Genomic DNA, 25460 nt, shown 5'->3' with positions numbered 1-25460 from the left:
GTCGGTGGGGTGGTGGACGATGGGTGACGTGTCCGGACTCGACGAACCACTGAAGAAGTCGCTGGGGCCCGCCACCGCGAAGGTGATGGCCGAGGCGCTGGAGCTGCACACGGTCGGCGACCTGCTGCACCACTATCCGCGCAGGTACGCCGAGCGCGGTGAGCTGACCACGCTGGCCGATCTGCCGCTGGACGAGCATGTGACGGTGGTCGCTCGGGTCGCCGACGCCCGGGTGCACACCTTCAACGGGGCGAAGGGGCGCGGGCAGCGGCTGGAGGTGACGATCACCGACGGCAGCGGGCGGTTGCAGCTGGTGTTCTTCGGCAAGGGCGTGCACAAGCCGCACCAGGAGCTGCTGCCGGGCACCCGGGCGATGTTCGCCGGGAAGGTGTCGGTGTTCAACCGGCGTACGCAGCTGGCGCACCCGGCGTATGAGCTGCTGCGGGGCGAGGAGGGGGACGGGGAGCAGGCGGTGGACTCCTGGGCCGGGGCGCTCATCCCGATCTACCCGGCCACCGTGAAGCTGGAGTCCTGGAAGATCGCCCGCGCGGTGGACGCGGTGCTGCCCCGGGTGTCGGACGCGGTGGATCCGCTGCCGGGCTCCTTGCGGGAGGGGCGGGGGCTGGCGGAGCTGCCGGACGCGCTGCGCATGATCCACCGGCCCACCACCAAGGCGGACATCCTGGACGCGCGGGAACGGCTCAAGTGGGACGAGGCGTTCGTGCTCCAGGTCGCGCTGGCCCGGCGGCGCCACGCCGACACCCAGCTGGCCGCGGTGCCCCGGGTGGCCACCACGGGCGGCCTGTTGGACGCCTTCGACGCTACGCTGCCGTTCACCCTCACCGAGGGGCAGAACAAGGTGTCCGCGGAGATCTTCGGGGATCTGGCGCTGGAGCACCCGATGCACCGGCTGCTCCAGGGCGAGGTCGGCTCGGGCAAGACCATGGTGGCGCTGCGGGCCATGCTCGCGGTGGTGGACGCCGGGGGGCAGGCCGCGATGCTGGCGCCCACCGAGGTGCTGGCCCAGCAGCACCACCGTTCGGTGGTGGAGATGATGGGGGAGCTCGCGCAGGGCGGAATGCTGGGGGGCGCCGAGCAGGGTACGAAGGTGGTGCTGCTGACCGGGTCGATGGGGGCCGCGGGGCGGCGGCAGGCGCTGCTGGACCTGGTGACCGGGGAGGCGGGGATCGTCATCGGCACCCACGCCCTCATCGAGGACAAGGTGAAGTTCCACGACCTGGGGCTGGTGGTGGTGGACGAGCAGCATCGGTTCGGGGTGGAGCAGCGGGACGCGCTGCGGGGCAAGGGCAAGCAGCCGCCGCATCTGCTGGTGATGACCGCCACCCCGATCCCGCGGACGGTGGCCATGACGGTCTTCGGTGATCTGGAGACCTCGGTGCTGGACCAGTTGCCGGCCGGGCGTTCGCCGATCGCCAGCCATGTGGTGCCAGCCGCCGACAAGCCGCACTTCCTGGCCCGCGCCTGGGAGCGGGTGCGGGAGGAGGTGGAGAACGGCCACCAGGCGTATGTGGTCTGCCCCCGGATCGGGGACGACGAGGACGAGAAGAAGAACGGGAAGAAGGGCGCTGCGGCGGGGGAGGACGGGGACAAGCGGCCGCCGCTGGCGGTGCTGGAGGTGGCCGAGCAGCTGGCCAAGGGGCCGCTGGCCGGGTTGCGGGTGGAGGTGCTGCACGGGCGGATGGCGCCCGATGACAAGGACGCGGTGATGCGCCGGTTCGCCGCGGGGGAGGCGGACGTGCTGGTGGCCACCACGGTGATCGAGGTGGGGGTGAACGTCCCCAACGCCACCGCCATGGTGATCATGGACGCGGACCGGTTCGGGGTCTCGCAGCTGCACCAGTTGCGGGGGCGGGTGGGCCGTGGGTCCGCGGCCGGACTGTGCCTGCTGGTGACGGATGCGCCGGAAGCGAGTCCGGCGCGGGGGCGGCTGTCGGCGGTGGCGAGCACCCTGGACGGGTTCGAGCTGTCGCGGATCGACCTGGAGCAGCGCCGGGAGGGCGATGTGCTGGGGCAGGCCCAGTCCGGGGTCCGCTCCAGCCTGCGGGTGCTCGCGGTCATCGAGGACGAGGAGGTCATCGCCGCCGCCCGGGAGGAGGCCGCCGCGGTGGTCGCCGCCGATCCGGAGCTGGAGCGGCTGCCGGAGCTGCGGATCGCGCTGGACGCCCTGCTGGACAAGGAGCGCGCCGAGTACCTGGACAAGGGCTGACGAGGGCCGACCCGGTGGGGCCGTGGCGCTGGGCCCGTATCGTGGGACGGGGGCCGTGCGCGGCCCGGTAGACGCCGAACGACGTGGACGGAAGAACAGCAGATGACCCGCGTGATCGCCGGGACGGCCGGCGGACGCCGCCTCGCCGTACCGCCCGGCAACGGCACCCGCCCCACCTCCGACCGGGCCCGCGAGGGGCTGTTCTCCAGCTGGGTGGCGTTCCTCGGCACCCTGGACGGGGCGCGGGTCGCCGATCTGTACGCCGGGTCGGGGGCGGTCGGGCTGGAGGCGCTGTCCCGGGGCGCCGCCCACGCGCTGCTGGTGGAGGCCGACCAGCGGGCCGCCCGCACGCTCAGGGAGAACGTCCGCACGCTGGGGCTGCCCGGCGCCGAGGTGCGTACCGGCAAGGCCGAGCAGGTGGTGGCCGGCGCGGCCCCGGCCGAGCCGTATGACGTGGTCTTCCTCGACCCTCCGTACGCGGTCCCGGACGCCGAACTCGGCGAGATCCTGCTCACACTGGCCGCAGGCGGCTGGCTGGCCGAGGACGCGCTGGTCACCGTGGAGCGCGGCACCAGGGGCGGCGAGTTCGGCTGGCCGGAGGGGTTCGTACCGCTGCGCTCACGGCGTTACGGCGAGGGCACGCTCTGGTACGGTCGCGCCGCCTTCCCCGAGGCTGCCTTGTCCGAGGCATCCCTTCCCGAGGAGGGCGCAGGATGACCGGATCCGAGAGCGAGGGACTTCAGTTGCGCCGCGCAGTCTGCCCGGGGTCGTTCGACCCCATCACCAACGGCCACCTCGACATCATCGCCCGGGCCGCCCGGCTCTACGACGTGGTGCACGTCGCGGTGATGATCAACGCTTCCAAGCAGGGCCTGTTCACCGTCGAGGAGCGGATGGAGCTGATCCGCCGGGTCACCGGCGAGTACGGCAACGTGGTGGTGGAGTCCCACCACGGGCTGCTGGTCGACTTCTGCAAGGAGCGGGAGATCCCGGCCATCGTCAAGGGGCTGCGCGCGGTCAGCGACTTCGACTACGAGCTGCAGATGGCCCAGATGAACAACGGGCTGTCCGGGGTCGAGACGCTGTTCGTGCCGACCAACCCCACCTACAGCTTCCTGTCCTCCTCGCTCGTCAAGGAGGTCGCCGCCTGGGGCGGGGACGTCTCCCATCTGCTGCCGGCCGCCGTGCACGAGGCGCTGGTCGAGCGGCTGGCGGAGCGCAGGAAGGCCTGACGGCCCGTCATCCGCTGTCCGGGGCCGCCCGGCGGGCCGTACAGTCGTCCTTCGAACCTCTCCATCCCGGCCGCACGAAGTGGAAGAGCACACGGTGGACGTGCACAAGAAGCTCGACGAGATCGTCGAGACGGTCCAGGGCGCCCGGTCCATGCCCATGTCGGCCTCCTGCGTGGTCAACCGCGCCGAGCTGCTCGCCCTGCTCAACGAAGTGCGGGACGCCCTGCCCGGCTCGCTGGCGCAGGCCCAGGAGCTGATCGGCGGCCGGGACCAGCTGGTCGAGCAGGCCCGCGCCGAGGCCGGGCGGATCATCGAGCAGGCGCACGCCGAACGCGGCTCGCTGATCTCCGGCACCCAGGTCGCCCAGAGCTCCCAGGCCGAGGCCGACCGCATCCTCGCCGAGGCCCGCCAGGAGGCCGAGGAGATCCGCGCCGAGGCCGACGAGTACGTGGACTCCAAGCTGGCCAACTTCGAGGTGGTCCTCACCAAGACCATCGGCTCCGTCGACCGGGGCCGGGAGAAGCTGCTCGGCCGCGGCCCCGGCCTTGACGAGCAGGGCTACGGCGACGCGGACGCCCCCGAGTACAGCGCCGACCCGGCCACCCTGATCGGCCGCGCCGACGCCTATGTGGACACCAAGCTCGGCGCCTTCGAGGCGGTGCTCAGCAAGACCCTGGAGGCCGTCGGCCGAGGACGGCAGAAGCTGCACGGGCGGATCGCCAGCGACGAGCTGGGGGCGCATATGGCCGCCCAGGACGCCGCCGGGAACCCGCTGCACACCAGCGACGCCGACTACCTGGCCGGGCTGGCCGCCCTCGCCGACCCCGCCCCCGCCGCCGCGCAGGCCCCGCCCGCCCCCGCCGTACCCCCGCAGCCGGCGGCGCCCGCCGTGCCCGCGCAGGCCGACCCCTACGCGTACCCCCAGGCCACCGACGCCTACGGCTATCCGCAGGACCCCTACGCGTACCAGGGCTACGACCAGCAGCAGGCGTACGGGCAGCAGCAGTCCTACGGCTACGAGCAGCAGCAGCCGGTCCCGCAGCAGGGGCACCCCCAGCAAGGGCACCCGCAGCAGGCGCAGCCGGCCGCGCTGGACGAGACCAGCTTCTTTGACACCGGCATGATCGACCTGGAGCAGCTGCGCCGCTACGAGCAGGGGCGCTGAGCCTCCGGCCCCGATTGGGACGGAGCGAGCCGGGGAGGTATCCTGGCTCTTCGGTCGCGAGTACGTCCGCGATCCAGCCTGCCCGCGTCGGCGCTCTGCGCGACCGCGGGCGGCCCCCAGACGAAACCGAAAGCAGGAAGAGCCCTGAGTACGCGCCTCGACCACCGCAACCCCCTCGTGTTCGACACACACGAGCTGGGCCGGCGTCCCGGTGCCCTGCAGCGTCTCGACCGCTCGGTACCGGCACCGGTCGACCTCGGCCTGGACGGCGTCATCGCCGTTCCCGAGGGATCGCCCGTGGAGCTGGAGCTGCGCCTGGAGTCGGTCATGGAAGGTGTGCTTGTCACAGGCACCGCCCGTGCGTCGGCCGCAGGCGAGTGCGTAAGGTGTCTGGAGCCGCTGCACCGCGAGGTCGCCGCGGACTTCCAGGAGATGTACTCGTACCCCGACACCGACGACCGCGGACGGCACAAGCCCGCGGACGACGAGGACGGGGAAGGCGAGGACATCGTCCCCCTTGAGGACGGCATGTTCGACCTCGAACCCGTGCTGCGCGATGCGGTGGTGCTCGCACTGCCCATGCAGCCGGTGTGCCGGGAGGACTGCGCCGGGTTGTGCCCCGACTGCGGGCTCGACCTGAACCAGGACCCCGACCACCACCATGACGCCGTCGACATCCGTTGGGCGGCACTGCAGGGACTCGCCGGTTCACTCGGAACCGATGAGAAGGACAACATGAGCGGCGCCGAACCTGGCGTCGACGAGAAGCAGGAGAAGTAGCCGTGGCTGTTCCGAAGCGGAAGATGTCGCGCAGCAACACGCGCCACCGCCGGTCGCAGTGGAAGGCTGCGGTCCCCACCCTGGTGTCGTGCGAGCGCTGCCAGGAGCCGAAGCTGCAGCACATCGCGTGCCCCAGCTGCGGCACGTACAACAAGCGCCAGGTCCTCTCGGTCTGAGCGGGCTGGTGAGAGGCACCGTGTCTGGCCAGAAGACGGCGGAAGACGCCAAGAAGCAGGCGGAGAACACGGCCTCGTCCCACACGCTTCTGGAAGGGCGGCTCGGGTACACCCTTGAGTCCGCCCTTCTGGTGCGTGCGCTGACCCACCGTTCCTACGCGTACGAGAACGGCGGTCTGCCCACCAACGAGCGGCTGGAGTTCCTCGGGGACTCCGTGCTCGGCCTGGTGGTCACGGACACGCTGTACAACACCCACCCCGACCTGCCCGAAGGCCAGCTGGCCAAGTTGCGGGCCGCGGTGGTCAACTCCCGTGCGTTGGCGGAGGTCGGTCGCGGCCTCGACCTGGGAGCCTTCATCCGGCTCGGCCGGGGCGAGGAAGGCACCGGCGGCCGGGACAAGGCGTCCATCCTCGCCGACACCCTTGAAGCGGTGATCGGCGCGGTCTACCTCGACCAGGGCCTCGACGCGGCGTCCGAGCTGGTGCACCGGCTCTTCGACCCGCTGATCGAGAAGTCCTCCAACCTCGGCGCCGGCCTGGACTGGAAGACCAGCCTTCAGGAACTCACCGCGGCCGAGGGCCTCGGGGTTCCGGAGTACCTGGTCAGCGAGACCGGACCGGACCACGAGAAGACCTTCACTGCTGCCGCCCGCGTCGGTGGTGTCTCGTACGGCACCGGCACCGGCCGCAGCAAGAAGGAAGCGGAGCAGCAGGCGGCGGAGTCCGCCTGGCGGTCCATCAAGGCCGCCGCGGACGAGCGGGAGGCAGCGGCCAAGGCCGCGGCCGACGGCACCGGCGCCACCCCGGCACCGGAATCGCCCGCCGCGAACGGTGCTCCCGCTTCCGCCGAGGCGCCCACTGCCCGGGAAGAGGCCGCCGACACCTCTTCCGTGGCACCGGGCTCCCCGACCCCGGCGGACTCGGCCACCCGCTGAGCACCGCCACCACCCCGCCGCACCGGGAATCATTCCGGGGCGGCGGGGTTTCCCATGCGTCACGGGGTGTTTCCCCGGTGGTCCGGGCGGTTGCCCAGGTGGCCCCGGGGGTTTCCCAGGTGGCCCCGGGGTTTCCCGCCCGTTCCCGTCGGTTTCCGCCGGTTTCCCGTTCGTTTCCCGCCCGAGGAGTCGCGTTGCCCGAGCTGCCCGAGGTCGAAGTCGTCCGGCGCGGACTGGAACGCTGGGTCAGCGGCCGGGTGGTCGCCGCCGTCGAGGTGCTGCACCCGCGCGCGGTCCGCCGCCATCTGGCCGGCGGCGACGACTTCGCCGCCCGGCTCACCGGCCACCGCCTCGGGGTGCCCAGGCGGCGGGGCAAGTACCTCTGGCTGCCACTCGCCGACACCGACGCCTCGGTCCTCGGCCACCTCGGGATGAGCGGCCAGCTCCTCGTCCAGCCGGACACCGCCGCCGACGAGAAGCACCTGCGGGTCCGGGTCCGCTTCGCCGACTCGCTCGGCACCGAACTGCGCTTCGTCGACCAGCGCACCTTCGGCGGGCTGTCGCTGCACGACAACACCCCCGACGGGCTGCCGATACCCATCGCGCACATCGCCCGCGACCCGCTCGACCCCGCCTTCGACGACGACGCCTACCACCGGGCGCTCCGGCTGCGCCGCACCACCCTCAAGCGCGCCCTGCTCGACCAGACCCTGATCAGCGGCGTCGGCAACATCTACGCCGACGAGGCGCTCTGGCGCTCCCGGCTGCACTACGACCGCCCCACCGCCACCCTCACCCGGCCGCGCTCCGCCGAGCTCCTCGGCCACATCCGCGAGGTGATGACCGCCGCCCTGGACGTCGGCGGCACCAGCTTCGACAGCCTGTACGTCAACGTCAACGGCCAGTCCGGCTACTTCGACCGGTCGCTGGACGCCTACGGCCGCGAGGGCCTGCCCTGCGCCCGCTGCGCCACCCCGATCCGCCGCCGCCCCTGGATGAACCGCTCCAGCTACTACTGCCCCCGCTGCCAGCGCCCGCCCCGGCCGCCGGTGGTCTGAGGCCCCCACGGAAGACGCGGAAGACAAGGCGGCCCCGACCGGAACGTTCCGGTCGGGGCCGCCCTGTCGCGTACCGCGGCTAGAAGCCGAAGTTCTGCGTCCACCAGGGGCCGCCGGAGCCGAAGTGCACTCCGACGCCCAGGGTCGTGTAGTCGGGGTTGAGGATGTTGGCGCGGTGGCCCTCGCTGGTCATCCAGGAGGCCATGACCGCCTCGGCGTCCGCCTGGCCGCGGGCTATGTTCTCGGCGGACAGCCCGGAGACACCGGCCGCGGCGGCCCGGTCCCAAGGGGTGCGGCCGTCGGGGTCGGTGTGCGAGAAGTAGCCGCGGGCGGCCATGTCCCGGCTGTGCGCCCCGGCCAGCGAGTCCAGCTTGGCGGAGGCGGTCAGCGGGTTGAGGCCCGCCTTGGCGCGCTCGGCGTTGACCAGCTTCAGCACGGCGGCCGCGGCGGCCTGCTCACGGCCGCCCGCCGGGTCGGAGGTGCTCGGCGCTGCCTGGGTCGGGCGCGCGGGGGCCCGCTCCCGGGTCTTCTCCGGCGCCGGGGCCTGGCTGCGGGAGGGGGTGGCGGTCCGCTCCGGGGCGGCCTTCTTCTCGGGGGCCTTCTTCGCCGCGGCCTTCTTCGCGGCGGGCGCGGAGGGCTTCGCGTGCTGGGGGGCCTTGGAGGAGGGGGCCGCCTTGGCGGGGGTCTTGGACGGGGAGGCCGACGGAGTCTTCGACGGAGTGGCGGAGGCGGCCTTGGCCGAGGGGGTGGGAGGCGCCGAGCGGTCGGCGCCGCGGCTGGCCGGGGTCTGCTGTGAGCGGTCCTCGGCGCGGGCGCTCGTGCCGCCCTGCGGGTCGAGACTGGAGGAGCCCTCCACCTGGACGCTGTCCCCGGAGGGGCCGCCGACGGTGACGATGTCCCCGCCGGGCAGCAGGCCCGAGGCGACGGCGACCGCGCCGACCGCCATCGCGGCGGAGGCACCGAGGAGTCCGGTGCGCACCGGCACCACGGCGCGCTTCTTGCGGTGGCGTCCCATCTGCTGAGCCCTCCTGGTCGACGTCAGGCTGGCCGCTCCTCGCTCCCCCGAACGGGTGAGGCCATTGCGTCGGGACTGTACGCCATGACCGGTGGGGCGGACGGGGATCGTGACGGATTCGGCGGGCGGCGGGGCCATGCGAGGACCGGTTAGCGTGCTGCCATGAACGAGGAAGCGCGGTTGACGGCCTGGGTACGCGGACGGGTACAGGGAGTGGGATTCCGCTGGTTCACCAGGGCGAACGCGCTGGAGATCGGAGGCCTCAGCGGCTTCGCCCGGAACACCGACGACGGCCGGGTGCAGGTGGTGGCCGAGGGCCCGCGTGAGAATTGCCACCGTCTGCTGGCCTGGCTGAACTCGACCGACACGCCCGGTCGGGTCGACGGCGTCACCGAGATCTGGGACACACCCCGTGGCGGCTATCAGGGCTTCGACATCCGCTGAGGGCCGGGGCCGCGCGGGGGAGCAGGGGCGTGCGCCGGGGGCGCCTGGCATATGCCGGGGGCCGCCGTGACCTGCTGGTTGCCAGATCACGGCTTGTCATGGCAGGCTGCGCGGTCAAGGATGGGCGAAGCACCGTCCGACGCCCCCGGGCACCGCGCGCGAGGCGCCGCCGCCACTGAAGCGGCCGCAGCCCCCCGGTCGCCCGCCGTTGCGGGGTGTGATCGTGTTGACCGTCAAACTTTTTGGTGAGACGCTGAAAGCCCCGCGCACCTTGGCTGTTCGGCAGGCAGAGCACGACGGTATGTACGGACCTGCGAGCACCGCCGGTGCGGGTTTCCCACACGAACCCACGACCCACACCGTTACGGTCGGTCACTCATTGTGGAGGACCAAAAGTCATGGCAAAGGCGCTTCTCGGTTACGTCGGCGGCACCGACCCGCGACTCCTCGCCGAGATGCGACGGCTCCAGCAGCGCGTCCAGGACCTGGAATCGGAACTCGTCCGCATCCAGTCCGAGAACGACGCGCTGAACGCTGCCGCCGCTCACAGCGAGTCCCCCTTCGACGGGCTGGACATCGACGTACCCACAGCGGAGCCTGCGCTCACCTGATCCCGCTCGACGGCTTCGGCCCACCGGCCCCCAGGCCGCGGGCAGGGTGAGAAACACTCTCGCGAGATATGCAAGGGACGCTTCGGCGTCCCTTCTGTCTTTCCCCCGCCTCCAGCTGCTGCACGGGGCCTCTCGGCCGCCGTCCGATGCTCTGCGCCCCCGTTCACCCTCCGTACCCCGCGTTGTACGGACTGATCTGCCCAGCGCCCTCACCGGTCAAACGGACACCGGCGGGTAGAGTCCGGGGGCGTGCACCTCAAGGCCCTGACCCTGCGCGGCTTCAAGTCGTTCGCCTCCGCCACCACCCTGCGGTTCGAACCGGGCATCACCTGCGTCGTGGGGCCGAACGGCTCGGGCAAGTCCAATGTGGTGGACGCGCTGTCCTGGGTGATGGGGGAGCAGGGCGCCAAGTCGCTGCGCGGCGGCAAGATGGAAGACGTCATCTTCGCCGGCACCACCGGCCGCCCGCCGCTCGGCCGGGCCGAGGTCGCCCTCACCATCGACAACTCCGACGGCGCGCTGCCCATCGACTACGCCGAGGTGACCATCACCCGGATCATGTTCCGCGGAGGCAGCAGCGAGTACCAGATCAACGGCGACACCTGCCGGCTGCTGGACATCCAGGAACTGCTCTCCGACTCCGGTATCGGCCGCGAGATGCACGTCATCGTCGGACAGGGGCAGCTCGACTCCGTCCTGCACGCCGACCCCACCGGCCGCCGGGCCTTCATCGAGGAGGCGGCCGGGGTCCTCAAGCACCGCAAGCGCAAGGAGAAGGCGCTGCGGAAACTGGACGCCATGCAGGCCAATCTGGCCCGTGTCCAGGACCTCACCGAGGAGCTGCGCCGCCAGCTCAAGCCGCTCGGCCGGCAGGCCGCCGTCGCCCGCCGGGCCGCCGTCATCCAGGCCGATCTGCGGGACGCCCGGCTTCGGCTGCTCGCCCACGACCTGGTCCGGCTCACCGAGGCGCTGGCGGCGGAACTGGCCGACGAGGCCGCGCTGAAGGAGCGCCGGGAGAGGGCCGAGGCCGAGCTGACCGCGGCCCTCGCCCGGGAGGCGGAGCTGGAGGAGGAGGTACGGCGGCTGGCGCCGAGGCTGGGCCGGGCCCAGTCCACCTTCCACGAGCTGTCCCGGTTCGCCGAGCGGGTCGGCGGCACCGTCTCGCTCGCCGAGGCCCGCGAGCGCGCCGCCCGCAACCAGCCGCCCGAGGAGCGGCGAGGCCCGGGATTCAGGGACCCTGAAAGCATGGAGCGGGAGGCGGCCCGGATCCGGGAGCAGGAGGCCGAGCTGGAGGCCGCCCTGGAGGCGGCCCGGTCGGCGCTGGAGGACACCGTCGCCCACCGGCACGAACTGGAACGCGAACTCGCCGCCGAGGAGCGCCGCCTCAAGGACGCCGCCCGCGCCATCGCCGACCGCCGCGAAGGCCTGGCCCGGCTGAACGGGCAGGTGGGCGCCGCCCGTTCGCGGGCCGCCGCGGCCCAGTCCGAGATCGACCGGTTGGCCGCCGCCCGCGACGAGGCGCGGGAGCGGGCGGTCGCCGCCCAGGAGGAGTACGAGGAGCTGAAGGCCGAGGTCGACGGGCTGGACGCCGGGGAGAACGCGCTCGGCGAGGAGTACCAGCGGGCCCGGGCCGCCCTCGACGCCGCCGAGACCGCGCTCGGTACCGCCCGCGAGGAGGCGGCCGGAGCCGAACGCTCCCGGGCCGCCGCCCTGGCCCGCCGGGACGCGCTCGCCCTCGGGCTGCGCCGCAAGGACGGCACCGGCGCCCTGCTCGGCGCGGCCGACCGGCTGCCCGGACTGCTCGGGCCCGCCGCCGAGCTGCTGAGCGTCGAACCGGGGTACGAGGTGCCGGTGGCCGCCGCCCTGGGCGCGGTCGCCGACGCGGTCGCCGTCGACGGGCCCTCCGCCGCCGTGGAGGCCCTGCGGATGCTGCGCGAGCAGGACGCCGGCCGGGCCGCCCTGCTGCTGGGCGGCGCCCCCGGCCCGGCCGGCGCCGGTGGGCGCGAGCCCGGACTGACCTACGCCGCCGACCTGGTCTCCGGCCCCGAGGCCCTGCTGCCCGCGGTCCGCCGGCTGCTCGACGGGGTGGTGGTGGCCGCCACCCTGGAGCGCGCCGAGGAACTCGTACGCACCCGGCCCGCGCTGACCGCGGTGACCGCCGACGGCGACCTGCTCTCCGCCGGGCACGCGCACGGCGGTTCGGCCGGCGCCCCCAGCCTGCTGGAGGTCCAGGCCTCGGTGGACGAGGCCGCCGCCGAGGCCGACACCCTCGCCGTACGGTGCGGAGAACTGGCCGCCGCCCAGCGGTCCGCCACCGAGCGGCGGGCCCAGGCGGCCGCGCTGGTCGAGGAGGTGGGCGAGCGGCGCCGGGCCGCCGACCGGGAGCGCTCCGGCACCGCCGCCGCGCTCGGCCGGCTCGCCGGGCAGGCCCGCGGCGCCGCCGGGGAGGCCGAACGGAGCGAAGCCGCCGCCGCCCGCGCCCAGGACGCCCTGGAGCAGGCCACCGCCGAGGCCGAGGAGCTGGCCGAACGGCTGCTCGTCGCCGAGGAGGCGCCCATCGAGGACGACCCCGACACCTCGGTACGCGACCGGCTGGCCGCCGACGGGGCCAACGCCCGGCAGACCGAGATGGAGGCCCGGCTCCAGACCCGTACCCATGAGGAGCGGGTCAAGGGTCTGGCCGGACGGGCCGACGCGCTGGACCGGGGCGCCAGGGCCGAACGGGAGGCCCGCGCCCGGGCCGAGCGGCGCCGCGCCCGGCTGCGCCACGAGGCCGAGGTGGCCGCCGCGGTGGCGGCCGGCGCCCGGCAGCTGCTGGACCATGTGCGGGTCTCGGTGGACCGCGCCGAGCGGGAGCGTACGGCCGCCGAGGCGGCGAAGGCGGCCCGGGAGACCGATCTGACCGCCGCCCGGGCCCGCGGCCGGGACCTCAAGGCCGAGCTGGACAAGCTGACCGACTCGGTGCACCGCGGCGAGGTGCTGGGCGCCGAGAAGCGGCTGCGGATCGAGCAGCTGGAGGGCCGGGCGCTGGAGGAGCTGGGCGTGGAGCCGGCGGTGCTGGTCGCCGAGTACGGCCCCGACCAGCCCGTACCGCCGTCCCCGCCGGCCGAGGGCGAGGAGCTGCCGGAGGACCCGGAGCACCCGCGCAACCAGCCCAGGCGTTTCGACCGGGCGGAACAGGAGAAACGGCTGAAGTCGGCCGAACGGGCGTACCAGCAGCTCGGGAAGGTGAATCCGCTGGCGCTGGAGGAGTTCGCCGCGCTGGAGGAGCGCCATCAGTTCCTGTCGGAGCAGCTCGCCGACCTGAAGAAGACGCGGGCCGATCTCCTTCAGGTGGTGAAGGAGGTGGACGAACGGGTCGAGCAGGTCTTCACGGAGGCGTACCGGGACACGGCCCGGGAGTTCGAGGGCGTCTTCTCGCGGCTCTTCCCGGGCGGCGAGGGGCGGCTGGTGCTCACCGACCCCGACGACATGCTCGCCACGGGCGTGGACGTCGAGGCCCGCCCGCCGGGCAAGAAGGTCAAGCGGCTGTCGCTGCTGTCCGGCGGGGAGCGCTCGCTGACGGCGGTCGCCCTGCTGGTGTCGATCTTCAAGGCCCGGCCCAGTCCGTTCTATGTGATGGACGAGGTCGAGGCGGCGCTGGACGACACCAACCTCCAGCGGCTGATCCGGATCATGCGGGAACTCCAGGAGAGCTCCCAGCTGATCGTGATCACCCACCAGAAGCGGACCATGGAGGTCGCGGACGCCCTGTACGGGGTGTCCATGCAGGGCGACGGGGTCTCCAAGGTGATCAGCCAGCGCCTGCGCTGAGCATGCGCCATCCCTTCACATTCTGAAGTTGACTCGTGATCGGTATCCCTCGTTCTTGGGACTTTCCGACTATTGACTTCGAAACTTGAAGGCATAAGGTCGGCAACGTTGTGTTTACCTTCAAGTGGTGGGCAGCGGCATGTTGTGCCCCACTGGAAGGGCTCGCCCCCCATGCCCGGCGACGGCGCCGGGCTCCAGGAGTTCACGTGACCAGCACCGCGCAGCCACCGTCGTCGGGGGCCAGGACGGCCCACCCCGACCACCTCGGGCACGTCATCTTCATCACGGCCTCGGCCGCGATGGGCGGCTTCCTCTTCGGCTACGACAGCTCCGTCATCAACGGCGCCGTCGAGGCCATCCGCGACCGGTACGACATCGGCTCCGCCACCCTCGCCCAGGTCATCGCCATCGCCCTGATCGGCTGCGCCATCGGTGCCGCCACCGCGGGCCGCATCGCCGACCGCATCGGCCGGATCGCCTGTATGCGGATCGCCGCCGTGCTGTTCACCATCAGCGCCGTCGGCTCCGCCCTGCCGTTCGCCCTGTGGGACCTGGCCATGTGGCGGATCATCGGCGGCTTCGCCATCGGCATGGCCTCGGTGATCGGCCCCGCCTACATCGCCGAGGTCGCGCCCGCCGCCTACCGCGGCCGCCTCGGCTCCTTCCAGCAGGCCGCCATCGTCATCGGCATCGCCGTCTCCCAGCTGGTCAACTGGGCCATCCTCAACATGGCCGGCGGCGACCAGCGCGGCGAGATCGGCGGCCTGGAAGCCTGGCAGTGGATGCTCGGCGTGATGGTCGTCCCCGCCCTGCTCTACGGACTGCTGTCCTTCGCCATCCCCGAGTCCCCGCGCTTCCTCATCTCGGTCGGCCGCAAGGACAAGGCCCGCAAGGTGCTCTCCGAGGTCGAGAGCAAGGGCGTCGACCTGGACGCCCGGGTCGCCGAGATCGAGACCGCGATGCACCGCGAGCACAAGTCCTCCTTCAAGGACCTGCTCGGCAGCCGCTTCGGCTTCCTGCCGATCGTCTGGGTCGGCATCGGCCTCTCCGTCTTCCAGCAGCTGGTCGGCATCAACGTCGCCTTCTACTACTCGGCGACCCTGTGGCAGTCCGTCGGCATCGACCCGGCCGGCTCGTTCTTCTACTCGTTCACCACGTCGATCATCAACATCATCGGCACCGTGATCGCGATGGTCCTGGTCGACCGGGTCGGCCGCAAGCCGCTCGCCCTCGTCGGCTCCGTCGGCATGGCGCTCGCCCTCGCCCTGGAGGCCTGGGCCTTCTCCGCCGACCTGGTCGACGGCAAGCTGCCGCAGGCGCAGGGCGTCACCGCGCTGATCGCCGCCCATGTCTTCGTACTCTTCTTCGCCCTCTCCTGGGGCGTGGTGGTCTGGGTCTTCCTCGGCGAGATGTTCCCCAACAAGATCCGCGCCGCCGCCCTCGGCGTCGCCGCCTCCGCCCAGTGGATCGCCAACTGGGCCATCACCGCGAGCTTCCCGTCGCTCTCCGACTGGAACCTCTCCGGTACCTATGTGATCTACGCGGTCTTCGCCGTGCTCTCCATCCCCTTCGTGCTCAAGTTCGTGAAGGAGACCAAGGGCAAGGCGTTGGAGGAGATGGGCTGACCGACCCCGCTGCGCCCACTCCTCGAAACGGCGGCCGCCCCGGACCTCAGGCAGAACGAGGTCCGGGGCGGCCGTGCGTGGTCCCTCTCAAGCTCAGACGCGCTCGGGCTCCCGCTCGCCGTCGGCCGGAACCGGGGCGCCCGGGGTGGGCCGGGTGCCCGGCAGCACCGCGTACAGCGCGGCGGCCACCGCGGCCGTCACCAGCCAGCCCAGGCCGTTGGCGCCGATCCAGGAACCGGCGAGCGGCCCGGCGAACCAGTCCACCTTGGTGAAGAGCAGGCCCACCACCAGCGCGATCGCCCAGGCCGCCATCGCCGGCCAGGCGAAACCGCCGCGGTACCAGTAGGCGCTGGTGCGCCCGGTGTCCATCAGCGCCGCCCCGTCATAGGAGGTCCGGCGGAGCATGTCCACGCCGAAGACGCCGATCCACGCCGAGAAGGCGACCGCCAGCAGCGTCAGGAAGGAGATGAACGAGCCGATGAAGCTGGTCGCCACCACCATCAGCAGGAAGCCGAAGACCAGCGAGATCACCGCGTTGACGCTGACCGCCCAGGCCCGGCCGACCCGGATGCCGAGGGTCTGCGCGGTGAAGCCGGCCGAGTACATCGACATGGAGTTGATCAGCAGCATGCCGATCAGCGCGATCAGCAGATACGGCACCGAGATCCAGGCCGGCAGCAGCGCCCCGATGAACGACACCGGGTCCTGCGCGGACGCCAGGTCCGGCGTACCGACCGCCATCACCGCGCCCATCAGCACCATCGGCAGCACCACGATCCCCGCGCCGCCGACCGTCGTCCCGACCACCGCGCGGCCCGAGGCGGTACGCGGCAGATAGCGGGTGAAGTCCGGGCCGGAGGGCACCCAGCTGATGCCGCCGGCCGCGATGGTGCCGATCCCGGCGACCATCATCGCGGTCGATCCGGCGGGCTTGGCGAAGACCGCGCTCCAGTCGGTGTTCGCCACCAGATAGACCAGCACCAGCACCGAGAAGGCCCCGAAGAGGTACGTCGACCAGGTGCTGCACACCCGTAGCGCGTTGATCCCGAGGCCGGAGACCAGGAAGGTCGCCGCCACGAACAGCAGCAGCACCACCACGATCAGGGCGGTGCTCGACTCCACCCCGAACAGCAGGTCCAGCACGGTCAGCACCGCGTACGCGCCGGTCACCGCGTTGATGGTCTCCCAGCCCCAGCGGGCCACCCAGATCAGCGTCCCGGGGAAGAGGTTGCCGCGCTGCCCGAACACCGCCCGGGACAGCGCCATGCCCGGCGAACCGCCGCGCTTGCCGGCGATCGAGATCAGCCCGACCAGCCCGTAGGAGAGCAGCGGTGCGGCGATCGCCACCACCAGGACCTGCCAGAAGTTCAGGCCGTTGAAGACCACCAGGCCGGCGCCCATGGTGAGCAGCAGCACACTGATGTTGGCGGCCACCCAGGTGGGCAGCAGCTCACGTACCCGGCCGGTGCGCTCGGCGTCGGGGACGGGTTCCAGACCGCGGGTCTCGACCGCGGACTCGGCGCTCGTCGCGGCGGAGGCCGCGGGCGCGGAGGGCGCGGCGGTGCCTTCGGAGGCGTGGGGCATGGATCAGCTCCGAACGGGGAAACGGGGGATTCACGGCATCGTACGTTCTTTCGCATAGAGCCCCAAACAGGTCTTTGGTCCTCTGCCGGGCACCGGAGTCCGGCCGCGCGGGAACGCACCGCCACCGGTGCCGGGTGACCTTCCGCCACGGCCGCCGTGGCCGATACTGGACGGGTTATGGAAATCCTCATCCTTGCTGTAGTCATCGCCGTGGTCGCGATCGGCGCGATCAGCGGCCTCGTCGTCGGCACCCGCCGCAAGAAGCGGCTGCCGCCGCCGGAGGCCCCGCCGGCACCGCCGACCATCACCGCTCCGCCCACCGAACCCCGCGTCGGCGAGGAGGCGGAGACCCCGCGCGAGGAACCGCGCCGGACCATCGAGGAGGTGGATCTGCCGACGGCCGAGGAGGCCGTCGAGGCCCCGCCGGCCGTCGAGGACCCGGTCGTCGCCGCGCCGCCCGCACCCGAGATCGAGGTCCCCGAGCCCACCGCAGGCCGGCTGGTACGGCTGCGCGCCCGGCTCGCCCGCTCGCAGAACACCCTGGGCAAGGGGCTGCTCACCCTGCTCTCCCGCGAGCACCTCGACGAGGACACCTGGGAGGAGGTGGAGGACACCCTGCTCACCGCGGACGTCGGTGTCGCCCCCACCCAGGAACTGGTCGAGCGGCTGCGCGAGCGGGTGAAGGTGCTCGGCACCCGCACCCCCGCCGAGCTGCGCACCCTGCTCCGCGAGGAGCTGCTCACCCTGGTCGGCCCCGACCTCCCGCGCGAGGTCCGCACCGAGTCCGGGACCGACACCCCGGGCGTGGTGATGGTGGTGGGCGTCAACGGCACCGGCAAGACCACCACCACCGGCAAGCTCGCCCGGGTGCTGGTCGCCGACGGCCGCTCCGTCGTGCTGGGCGCCGCCGACACCTTCCGGGCCGCCGCCGCCGACCAGCTCCAGACCTGGGGCGAGCGGGTCGGCGCCCGCACCGTGCGCGGCCCCGAGGGCGGTGACCCGGCCTCCATCGCGTACGACGCGGTCAAGGAGGGCATCGCCGAGGGCGCCGACGTCGTCCTCATCGACACCGCCGGCCGGCTGCACACCAAGACCGGTCTGATGGACGAGCTGGGCAAGGTCAAGCGGGTCGTGGAGAAGCACGGCCCGCTGGACGAGGTGCTGCTGGTGCTGGACGCCACCACCGGCCAGAACGGGCTGATCCAGGCCCGGGTCTTCGCCGAGGTGGTCAACATCACCGGCATCGTCCTCACCAAGCTGGACGGCACCGCCAAGGGCGGCATCGTCGTCGCCGTCCAGCGCGAGCTGGGCGTCCCGGTCAAGCTCATCGGCCTCGGCGAGGGCCCCGACGACCTGGCCCCCTTCGAGCCGGGCGCGTTCGTGGACGCGCTCATCGGCGAGGGCTGAGACCACCCCGGGGGACCGGGGGTACGTACGCGGATACGTGATGAGGGCGGCACCCGGGATCGGGTGCCGCCCTCCTCGTTTCCTGCCGCCCCCGCCGGTCTACGCGGCGTGGGCGGCCGAGCGGTGGCAGATGTAGGCGAGGGTGCCGAGCAGCAGGCGGGCCTGGGGCGGGGCGCAGGTGTCGGGGGCGGGGGCGCGCAGCCAGCGGACCGGGCCGCGGCCGCCCAGGTCCGAGGGCGGCGCCGTGATGTGCGTACCGGCGCCCAGGCAGAGCAGGTCGAGGTCGGCGTCGTCCCAGCCCATCCGGTACAGCAGCTGGGGGAGCTGCGCGGCGGCGCCGGGGGCGACGAAGAAGCGGGCCCGGCCGGTGGGCGTGACGCAGACCGGGCCCAGCGGCAGGCCCATCCGCTCCAGCCGCACCAGCGCCCGGCGGCCCGCCGCCTCGGCGACCTCCAGCACGTCGAAGGCCCGCCCCACCGGGAGCATCATCGACGCCCCGGGAAAGCGGGCCCAGGCCCGGGCCGCGTCGTCCAGCGTCGCCCCGGCCGGCACCTCGGGCGCGAAGGAGAGCGGATGCGCGCCCGGCGCCGTACAGGAGCCGTCGCCGCAGGAGCAGCGGCCGGCGGCGGCGCGGGCGCCGGGGACGACGTCCCAGCCCCACAGGCCGGTGTACTCCGCGACGGCGGTGCACTCGGCGGTGGTGCGGCCGGTGCGTCGCCGTGAGCCGGACAGGATGCGGGTGGCGCCGATCGTGAAGCCCATGCCCCCTCCAACGGGTGGAACTCGCCGGTGGTTACGACCGGGAACGGTGCGGTGACGCTCCGTCGCGGCCCGGGGTGGCGCGGCGGGGCGCCGGGAAGGGCCGGGGTGGTGCGGTCCGCGGCGCACTCCCCCTCGCGCCACCGGCCGCCTGTGCCTGGTCGTCCAGGTGTCAAGTGAATCGCGCCCGAGCGCGGGGGAGTTCATTCGAAGGGGTGGCGAATGGTGGCGTTTCCCGAAAGGCCCTCGCCGGACGGGTGATCGTAGGATTACTTTCGGTGTACGAACCCGGGGTAACGACCGGTCTCATGGGTATGCCGGAGGCACGTCGGGTTCCTGTGCGAAGGGTGCAACTCCCGGACAGGCGGCCCCCGGCGGCGGCATTCTGATACACGTTCGCGCGCGACGGACGCGGGCGGCGGCGACACAGCGGATGGGGGCGTTACCGAGTGGACGGCAGCGGCGCGGACGGCACGGGCGCGGGGAAGCGGCCGAACGAACGCCTCACCTCGTGGTTCCTACGCAGCGGCTGGTCCAAGGGCGAGCTCGCCCGGCAGGTCAACCGCCGGGCCCGCCAGCTCGGCGCCCACCACATCAGCACCGACACCTCCCGGGTGCGCCGCTGGCTCGACGGGGAGCAGCCCCGCGAACCCATCCCGCGGATCCTCTCCGAGCTGTTCACCGAGCGCTTCGGCAACGTCGTCGCCATCGAGGACCTGGGACTGCGCAGCGCCCACCAGTCCCCGTCCGTCTCCGGGGTCGACCTGCCCTGGGCCGGGCCGCAGACCGTGGCCCTGCTCGGCGAGTTCTCCCGCAGCGACCTGATGCTCGCCCGCCGCGGCTTCCTCGGCACCTCCCTCGCCCTCTCCGCCGGGCCCGCCCTGATCGAGCCCATGCAGCGGTGGCTGGTCCCCGCCCCCGCCGCCGACCCGGCCCGCGCCGAACCGGACACCCGGCGCCGCGCCCGGCTCTCCGACCCTGAGCTGGAGCAGCTGGAGTCGGCCACCGTGATGTTCCGCCAGTGGGACGCCCAGTGCGGCGGCGGACTGCGCCGCAAGGCGGTCGTCGGCCAGCTGCACGAGGTCACCGACCTGCTCCAGGAGCCGCACCCGGCCGCCACCTCCAAGCGGCTGTTCACCTGCGCCGCCGAACTGGCCCAGCTGGCCGGCTGGATGAGCTACGACGTGGGCCTCCAGCCCACCGCCCAGAAGTACTTCGTGCTCGCCCTGCACGCCGCCAAGGAAGCCGGGGACAAGCCGCTCGGCTCCTACATCCTGTCCGCGATGAGCCGGCAGATGATCCACCTCGGCCGCCCCGAGGACGCCCTGGAGCTCATCCACCTCGCCCAGTACGGCAGCCGGGAGAGCGCCACCGCCCGCACCCAGGCCATGCTGTATGCGGTGGAGGCCCGCGCCTACGCCAACATGGGCCAGCCCGGCAAGTGCAAGCGGGCCGTGCGGATGGCCGAGGACACCTACTCCGACGCCGGACTCGACGGCGAGCCGGACCCCGACTGGATCCGCTTCTTCTCCGAGGCCGAGCTCAACGCCGAGAACGCCCACTCCTACCGCGACCTCGCCTATGTGGCCGGCCGCAGCCCCACCTACGCCTCACTCGCCGAACCGGTCATGGCCAAGGCCGTGGAGCTGTTCGCCCAGGACGCCGACCACCAGCGCTCCTACGCCCTCAACCTGGTCGGCATGGCCACCGTGCACCTGCTCCAGCGCGAGCCCGAGCAGGCCACCGCGCTCGCCGAGACCGCGCTCACCGTCGCCCGCCGGGTCCGCTCCGAGCGGGTGACCAACCGGCTGCGCAAGACCGTGGACACCGCCGCCCGCGACTTCGGCGACGTCCCCGAAGTCGTCCGCCTCACCGACAAGCTCACCGCCCAGCTCCCGGAGACCGCCGAAGCCGTCTGAGACCGGTGCCGCCCCGCGTGCGAAGGGCGCCCCGCCTGCGAGAGGCCCGACACCCCCCAGACCCCGGCCGCGACCGCCGCCCCTACCGCCCGACTCGGCTCCCCCGCCAGGTCACCGGGCAGCGGCCGCGGCCGGTTCGCGTGCGCGGGCAGCCCCCTGTGCGCGGCTCTCTCCCGTACGCGTGTCCTCGCCCTCCGTGACGCCGACCGGAGGATACTTCCGTTACCTGCCCGTGACCCTGGGGTTCACGGCGGCGTAACACGGCGGACCCCCTTGTCACGGCCGTGAAACACCCGGCGGCATCGACCGAAACCGCGCTGCGCCAATCTCGGGACCCATAACCGGCCACCCCTCACCGGCCGCGCCACCCCGGAACGCCGCCCGGCCCCGTACGCCGACCGGCCCCGCCCGGAACGCGGCCCCGCCCCGCACCGGCCGCACGACGACGAGGAGACGCCGATGCCCCCAGGCATCACGACGCTTGCCGCGGACACGCCCACGCTGTCCGCCGCCAACACCGGGTTCATGCTCATCTGCACCGCCCTGGTGATGCTGATGACCCCGGCGCTCGCCTTCTTCTACGGAGGCATGGTCCGGGTGAAGTCCACCCTCAACATGCTGATGATGAGCTTCATCAGCCTCGGGATCGTCACGATCCTCTGGGTGCTCTACGGCTTCAGCATCGCCTTCGGCACCGACAGCGGCGGCGTCATCGGATGGTCGAGCGACTACGTCGGCCTCAGCGGCATCGGCATCACGGAACTCTGGGACGGCTACACCATCCCGGTATACGTCTTCGCCGCCTTCCAGCTGATGTTCGCCGTCCTCACCCCCGCGCTCATCAGCGGCGCCCTCGCCGACCGCGTCAAGTTCACCGCCTGGGCCCTGTTCATCGCCCTGTGGGTGACGATCGTGTACTTCCCCGTCGCCCACTGGGTGTGGGGAGCCGGCGGCTGGCTGTTCGAGATGGGCGTCATCGACTTCGCCGGCGGCACCGCCGTCCACATCAACGCGGGCGCCGCCGCGCTCGGCGTGATCCTCGTCATCGGCAAGCGCGTCGGCTTCAAGAAGGACCCGATGCGCCCGCACAGCCTCCCGCTGGTCATGCTCGGCGCCGGACTGCTGTGGTTCGGCTGGTTCGGCTTCAACGCCGGCTCCTGGCTGGGCAACGACGACGGCGTCGGCGCGGTGATGTTCCTCAACACCCAGGTCGCCACCGCCGCCGCCATGGTCGCCTGGCTCGCGTACGAGAAGATCCGCCACGGCGCCTTCACCACCCTCGGCGCCGCCTCCGGCGCGGTCGCCGGCCTCGTCGCCATCACCCCGGCCGGCGGCTCCTGCTCCCCGCTGGGCGCCATCGCCATCGGCGCCGTCGCCGGACTGCTCTGCGCCTTGGCCGTCGGCCTGAAGTACAAGTTCGGCTACGACGACTCCCTCGACGTCGTCGGCGTCCACCTGGTCGGCGGCGTCGTCGGCTCCCTGCTCGTCGGCTTCTTCGCCACCGGCGGCGTCCAGTCCGACGCCAAGGGCCTCTTCTACGGCGGCGGCCTGGACCAGCTCGGCAAGCAGGCCACCGGCGTCTTCGCCGTCCTCGCCTACTCGCTGATCGTCTCCGCCGTCCTCGCCTTCGCCCTCGACAAGACCATGGGTATGCGGGTCCCCGAGGACGACGAGGTCTCCGGCATCGACCAGGTCGAGCACGCCGAGACCGCGTACGACTTCAGCGGGGCCGGCGGCGGAACCGGCTCCCGCAAGGCCCAGCCCGCCGCCGCGGCCGCCCACACCGCGGCCGGCCCCGCCGCGGCCGAGACGAAGAACACGAAGGTGGACGCATGAAGCTCATCACCGCGGTCGTCAAGCCGCACCGCCTGGACGAGATCAAGGAGGCCCTGCAGGCCTTCGGGGTCCAGGGCCTGACCGTCACCGAGGCCAGCGGCTACGGACGGCAGCGCGGCCACACCGAGGTCTACCGCGGCGCCGAGTACACCGTCGACCTCGTCCCCAAGATCCGCATCGAGGTGCTGGTCGAGGACGAGGACGCCGAACAGCTCATCGAACTCGTCGTCAAGGCCGCCCGCACCGGCAAGATCGGAGACGGCAAGGTGTGGAGCGTCCCCGTCGACACCGCCGTGCGCGTCCGCACCGGCGAACGCGGCCCCGACGCCCTGTAAAGACCAGCCGACCAAGGGAGACGCCGGGTGACGAGCGCTGACACGACCGAACCCACGGATGAATCGGGCGGATCGGGCGGATCGGAGCCCGGCGGCTACCCCGCGGCCCGGCTGCGCCTCCTTCGCGAGGAGACGCGGACCGGGCCGCCCCGGCGCGCCGCCCTCGCCCGCCTCACCGACGAGTGGCTCACCGCCCTGTTCACCGCCGCTCGGCCGCCCCGCGGCACCGCACTGGTCGCCGTCGGCGGCTACGGCCGCGCCGAACTCTCCCCCCGCAGCGACCTCGACCTGCTCCTCCTCCACGACGGCAGCGCCCGCCCCGAGGAGATCGCCGCCGTCGCCGACCGCGTCTGGTACCCGATCTGGGACCTCGGCCTCGCCCTCGACCACTCCGTACGCACCCCCGCCGAGGCCCGCACCACCGCCGCCGACGACCTCAAGGTCCACCTCGGGCTGCTCGACGCCCGCCACCTCGCCGGCGACCTCGGCCTCACCACCGCGCTGCGCACCACGATCCTCGCCGACTGGCGCAACCAGGCCCCCAAGCGCCTGCCCGCCCTCGGCGAACTCTGCCGCGAACGCGCCGAACGCCACGGCGAACTCCCGTACCTCCTCGAAGGCGACCTCAAGGAGGCCCGCGGCGGACTGCGCGACGCCACCGCGCTGCGCGCCGTCGCCGCCTCCTGGCTCGCCGACGCCCCCCGCGCCGGACTCGCCGACGCCCGCCGCCGCCTCCTCGACACCCGCGACGCCCTCCACCTCACCACCGGCCGCGCCACCGACCGGCTCGCCCTCCAGGAACAGGACGAGGTCGCCGCCGCCCTCGGCCTCTTGGACGCCGACGCGCTGCTCCGCGAGGTCTACGAGGCCGCCCGCACCATCGCGTACGCCCAGGACACCACCTGGCGCGAGGTCGACCGGGTGCTACGGGCCCGCTCCGCCCGGCCCCGGCTGCGCCGCCTCATCGGCGGCCGCCCCCAGCCCGCCGCCCGCGCCCCACTCGCCGACGGCGTGGTCGAGATGGACGGCGAGGCCGTCCTCGCCCGCACCGCCCGCCCCGAACGCGACCCGGTGCTGCCGCTGCGGGCCGCCGCCGCGGCCGCCCAGGCCGACCTGCCGCTCTCCCCGCACGCCGTACGCCACCTCGCCGCCACCGCCCCACCGCTCCCGGTGCCCTGGCCCGCCGAAGCCCGCGAGAGCCTGATCACCCTGCTCGGCGCCGGCCCCTCCGCCGTCCCCGTCTGGGAGGCCCTGGAAGCCGAAGGACTGGTCACCCGGCTGCTGCCCGACTGGGAACGCGTCCGCTGCCGTCCCCAGCGCAACCCCGTCCACACCTGGACCGTCGACCGCCACCTGGTCGAGACCGCCGTCCGCGCCGCCGCCCTCACCCGCCGCGTCAGCCGCCCCGACCTGCTGCTGGTCGCCGCCCTGCTGCACGACCTCGGCAAGGGCTGGCCCGGCGACCACGCCCTCTCCGGCGAGACCATCACCCGCGACGTCGCCGCCCGCACCGGCTTCGACCGCGCCGACACCGACACCCTCGCCACCCTCGTACGCCACCACCTGCTGCTCGTCGAGACCGCCACCCGCCGCGACCTGGACGACCCCGCCACCGTACGGACCGTCGCCGACGCCGTCCGCACCACCGCCACCCTGGAACTCCTGCACGCCCTCACCGAGGCCGACGCCCTCGCCACCGGCCCCGCCGCCTGGTCCGCCTGGCGCGCCTCCCTCGTCGCCGACCTGGTCGAACGCGTCGCCGCCGTCCTCGCCGGACAACCCCCCGCCGCCCCCGAACCGGCCGCCCCCAGCGCCGAACAGGAACGCCTCGCCGTGGAAGCCCTGCGCACCGGCGAACCCGTCCTCACCCTGCGCACCGACGCAGCCGAGCCGGCCGAGGACGGCACCGAACCCGTCGGCGTGCGGCTGCACCTCGCCCTGCCCGACCGGCCCGGCGTGCTGCCCGCCACCGCCGGGGTGCTCGCCCTGCACCGGCTCACCGTCCGCGCCGCCGACCTGCGCGCCGTCGACCTCCCCGGCCCCGGCGGCGCGGTGCTGCTGCTCAGCTGGCGGGTCGCCGCCGAGTACGGCTCCCTGCCCGAGGCCGCCCGGCTCCGCGCCGACCTGGTCCGCGCCCTCGACGGCAGCCTCGACATCCGCGCCCGCCTCGCCGAACGGGAGGCCGCCTACCCGCGCCGCCGCGGCGTCAAGGCCCCGCCGCCCCGGGTCACCGTCGCCCCCGCCGCCTCCCGCCACGCCACCGTCATCGAGGTCCGCGCCCAGGACGCCCCCGGCCTGCTGCACCGCATCGGCCGCGCCCTGGAGGAGGCCGGGGTACGGGTGCGCAGCGCCCATGTCTCCACGCTCGGCTCCAACGCGGTGGACACCGTCTACGTGACAGGGGAGGACGGCGGCCCGCTGCACCCCGACCGGGCGGCGGAGGTGGCCCGGGGGGTGGAGAAGGCGCTGGGGTGAGGCGTGACCGGGCGCCGCACCGGTCGTTGAGCACGGAGTGCTCCCTGCGACTGCGGGGGTGGCC

At 73.2% G+C, this 25460-nt stretch carries 20 protein-coding genes; 17 read left to right on the top strand and 3 right to left on the bottom strand.

Features of this window, described 5'->3' with window-relative positions; all coding sequences use genetic code 11:
• Positions 1 to 19: 19 nt before the first annotated feature.
• The 8 genes from recG to mutM all read left to right on the top strand — a co-directional run bounded on the left by recG (position 20) and on the right by mutM (position 7573).
• Positions 20 to 2227 carry an ATP-dependent DNA helicase RecG gene (gene recG, locus ABZ945_RS27175; protein ID WP_361274582.1) on the top strand — a complete coding sequence of 736 codons (2208 nt, stop codon included), beginning with the start codon at positions 20 to 22 and terminating at the stop codon, positions 2225 to 2227.
• 102 nt (positions 2228 to 2329) lie between these two features.
• A complete protein-coding gene (rsmD, locus tag ABZ945_RS27170; RefSeq protein WP_361274579.1) occupies positions 2330 to 2944 on the top strand; it encodes a 16S rRNA (guanine(966)-N(2))-methyltransferase RsmD in 615 nt (204 codons plus the stop codon).
• 26 nt (positions 2945 to 2970) lie between these two features.
• Entirely contained in the window at positions 2971 to 3459 is a 489-nt protein-coding gene (gene coaD / locus ABZ945_RS27165) for a pantetheine-phosphate adenylyltransferase (RefSeq protein ID WP_361274650.1), read from the top strand.
• Positions 3460 to 3553: 94 nt separating this feature from the next.
• Positions 3554 to 4624: a cell division initiation protein gene (locus ABZ945_RS27160; protein WP_361274577.1), complete on the top strand. Its 1071-nt coding sequence runs from the start codon at positions 3554 to 3556 to the stop codon at positions 4622 to 4624.
• A gap of 177 nt (positions 4625 to 4801) precedes the next feature.
• Entirely contained in the window at positions 4802 to 5404 is a 603-nt protein-coding gene (locus tag ABZ945_RS27155; protein ID WP_361274575.1) for a DUF177 domain-containing protein, read from the top strand.
• A gap of 2 nt (positions 5405 to 5406) precedes the next feature.
• Entirely contained in the window at positions 5407 to 5580 is a 174-nt protein-coding gene (gene rpmF / locus ABZ945_RS27150) for a 50S ribosomal protein L32 (protein WP_015036448.1), read from the top strand.
• 8 nt (positions 5581 to 5588) lie between these two features.
• A complete protein-coding gene (gene rnc, locus ABZ945_RS27145) occupies positions 5589 to 6515 on the top strand; it encodes a ribonuclease III (protein WP_361274572.1) in 927 nt (308 codons plus the stop codon).
• Between the two features lie 194 nt (positions 6516 to 6709).
• Positions 6710 to 7573: a bifunctional DNA-formamidopyrimidine glycosylase/DNA-(apurinic or apyrimidinic site) lyase gene (mutM, locus tag ABZ945_RS27140; protein ID WP_361274570.1), complete on the top strand. Its 864-nt coding sequence runs from the start codon at positions 6710 to 6712 to the stop codon at positions 7571 to 7573.
• 79 nt (positions 7574 to 7652) lie between these two features.
• Here the strand turns inward: mutM and ABZ945_RS27135 are convergent, their stop codons facing one another.
• Complete coding sequence (locus ABZ945_RS27135) at positions 7653 to 8588, bottom strand: CAP domain-containing protein (RefSeq protein WP_361274568.1); 936 nt, start codon at positions 8586 to 8588, stop codon at positions 7653 to 7655.
• Positions 8589 to 8750: 162 nt separating this feature from the next.
• Between ABZ945_RS27135 and ABZ945_RS27130 the strand changes: the two genes are divergently transcribed.
• The 4 genes from ABZ945_RS27130 (at position 8751) to ABZ945_RS27115 (ending at position 15081) form a co-directional block, all read left to right on the top strand.
• A complete protein-coding gene (locus ABZ945_RS27130; RefSeq protein WP_361274565.1) occupies positions 8751 to 9032 on the top strand; it encodes an acylphosphatase in 282 nt (93 codons plus the stop codon).
• Positions 9033 to 9430: 398 nt separating this feature from the next.
• Positions 9431 to 9643 (top strand): hypothetical protein, encoded by a 213-nt coding sequence (locus ABZ945_RS27125; protein WP_248632304.1) that lies wholly within the window; start codon positions 9431 to 9433, stop codon positions 9641 to 9643.
• Between the two features lie 249 nt (positions 9644 to 9892).
• Positions 9893 to 13456, top strand: coding sequence for a chromosome segregation protein SMC (gene smc, locus ABZ945_RS27120; RefSeq protein ID WP_361274561.1), 3564 nt, complete (start codon positions 9893 to 9895; stop codon positions 13454 to 13456).
• A 206-nt stretch (positions 13457 to 13662) separates the two neighbouring features.
• Positions 13663 to 15081 (top strand): sugar porter family MFS transporter, encoded by a 1419-nt coding sequence (locus ABZ945_RS27115; RefSeq protein ID WP_361274558.1) that lies wholly within the window; start codon positions 13663 to 13665, stop codon positions 15079 to 15081.
• A 93-nt stretch (positions 15082 to 15174) separates the two neighbouring features.
• On the opposite strand, the gene ABZ945_RS27110 is transcribed toward ABZ945_RS27115, so the two are convergent.
• Complete coding sequence (locus ABZ945_RS27110; protein ID WP_361274555.1) at positions 15175 to 16665, bottom strand: cytosine permease; 1491 nt, start codon at positions 16663 to 16665, stop codon at positions 15175 to 15177.
• Positions 16666 to 16842: 177 nt separating this feature from the next.
• Here ABZ945_RS27110 and ftsY point away from each other — a divergent pair, with 177 nt between their 5' ends.
• The gene (gene ftsY, locus ABZ945_RS27105) at positions 16843 to 18072 is read left to right on the top strand and encodes a signal recognition particle-docking protein FtsY (protein WP_361274552.1); all 1230 of its coding nucleotides are present in this window, start codon (positions 16843 to 16845) and stop codon (positions 18070 to 18072) included.
• 99 nt (positions 18073 to 18171) lie between these two features.
• Here ftsY and ABZ945_RS27100 read toward each other — a convergent pair whose 3' ends face one another.
• Complete coding sequence (locus tag ABZ945_RS27100; RefSeq protein ID WP_361274549.1) at positions 18172 to 18834, bottom strand: bifunctional DNA primase/polymerase; 663 nt, start codon at positions 18832 to 18834, stop codon at positions 18172 to 18174.
• Positions 18835 to 19280: 446 nt separating this feature from the next.
• Between ABZ945_RS27100 and ABZ945_RS27095 the strand changes: the two genes are divergently transcribed.
• From ABZ945_RS27095 to ABZ945_RS27080, 4 genes are all read left to right on the top strand, one after another.
• Entirely contained in the window at positions 19281 to 20750 is a 1470-nt protein-coding gene (locus tag ABZ945_RS27095) for a hypothetical protein (RefSeq protein WP_361274547.1), read from the top strand.
• A 459-nt stretch (positions 20751 to 21209) separates the two neighbouring features.
• The gene (locus ABZ945_RS27090; RefSeq protein WP_361274544.1) at positions 21210 to 22586 is read left to right on the top strand and encodes an ammonium transporter; all 1377 of its coding nucleotides are present in this window, start codon (positions 21210 to 21212) and stop codon (positions 22584 to 22586) included.
• Positions 22583 to 22921 carry a P-II family nitrogen regulator gene (locus tag ABZ945_RS27085; protein WP_248632312.1) on the top strand — a complete coding sequence of 113 codons (339 nt, stop codon included), beginning with the start codon at positions 22583 to 22585 and terminating at the stop codon, positions 22919 to 22921. The genes ABZ945_RS27090 and ABZ945_RS27085 overlap by 4 nt, the downstream gene beginning before the upstream one ends.
• A gap of 27 nt (positions 22922 to 22948) precedes the next feature.
• Positions 22949 to 25396, top strand: a complete 2448-nt coding sequence (locus ABZ945_RS27080) for a [protein-PII] uridylyltransferase (RefSeq protein ID WP_361274540.1) — start codon at positions 22949 to 22951, stop codon at positions 25394 to 25396.
• The last annotated feature ends 64 nt before the right edge of the window (positions 25397 to 25460 follow it).

Origin of the sequence: Streptomyces sp. NPDC046887, from assembly GCF_040644755.1 — a bacterium.
Classification (GTDB): domain Bacteria; phylum Actinomycetota; class Actinomycetes; order Streptomycetales; family Streptomycetaceae; genus Streptomyces; species Streptomyces lichenis.
This window is presented reverse-complemented; position numbering and strand designations above follow the sequence as displayed.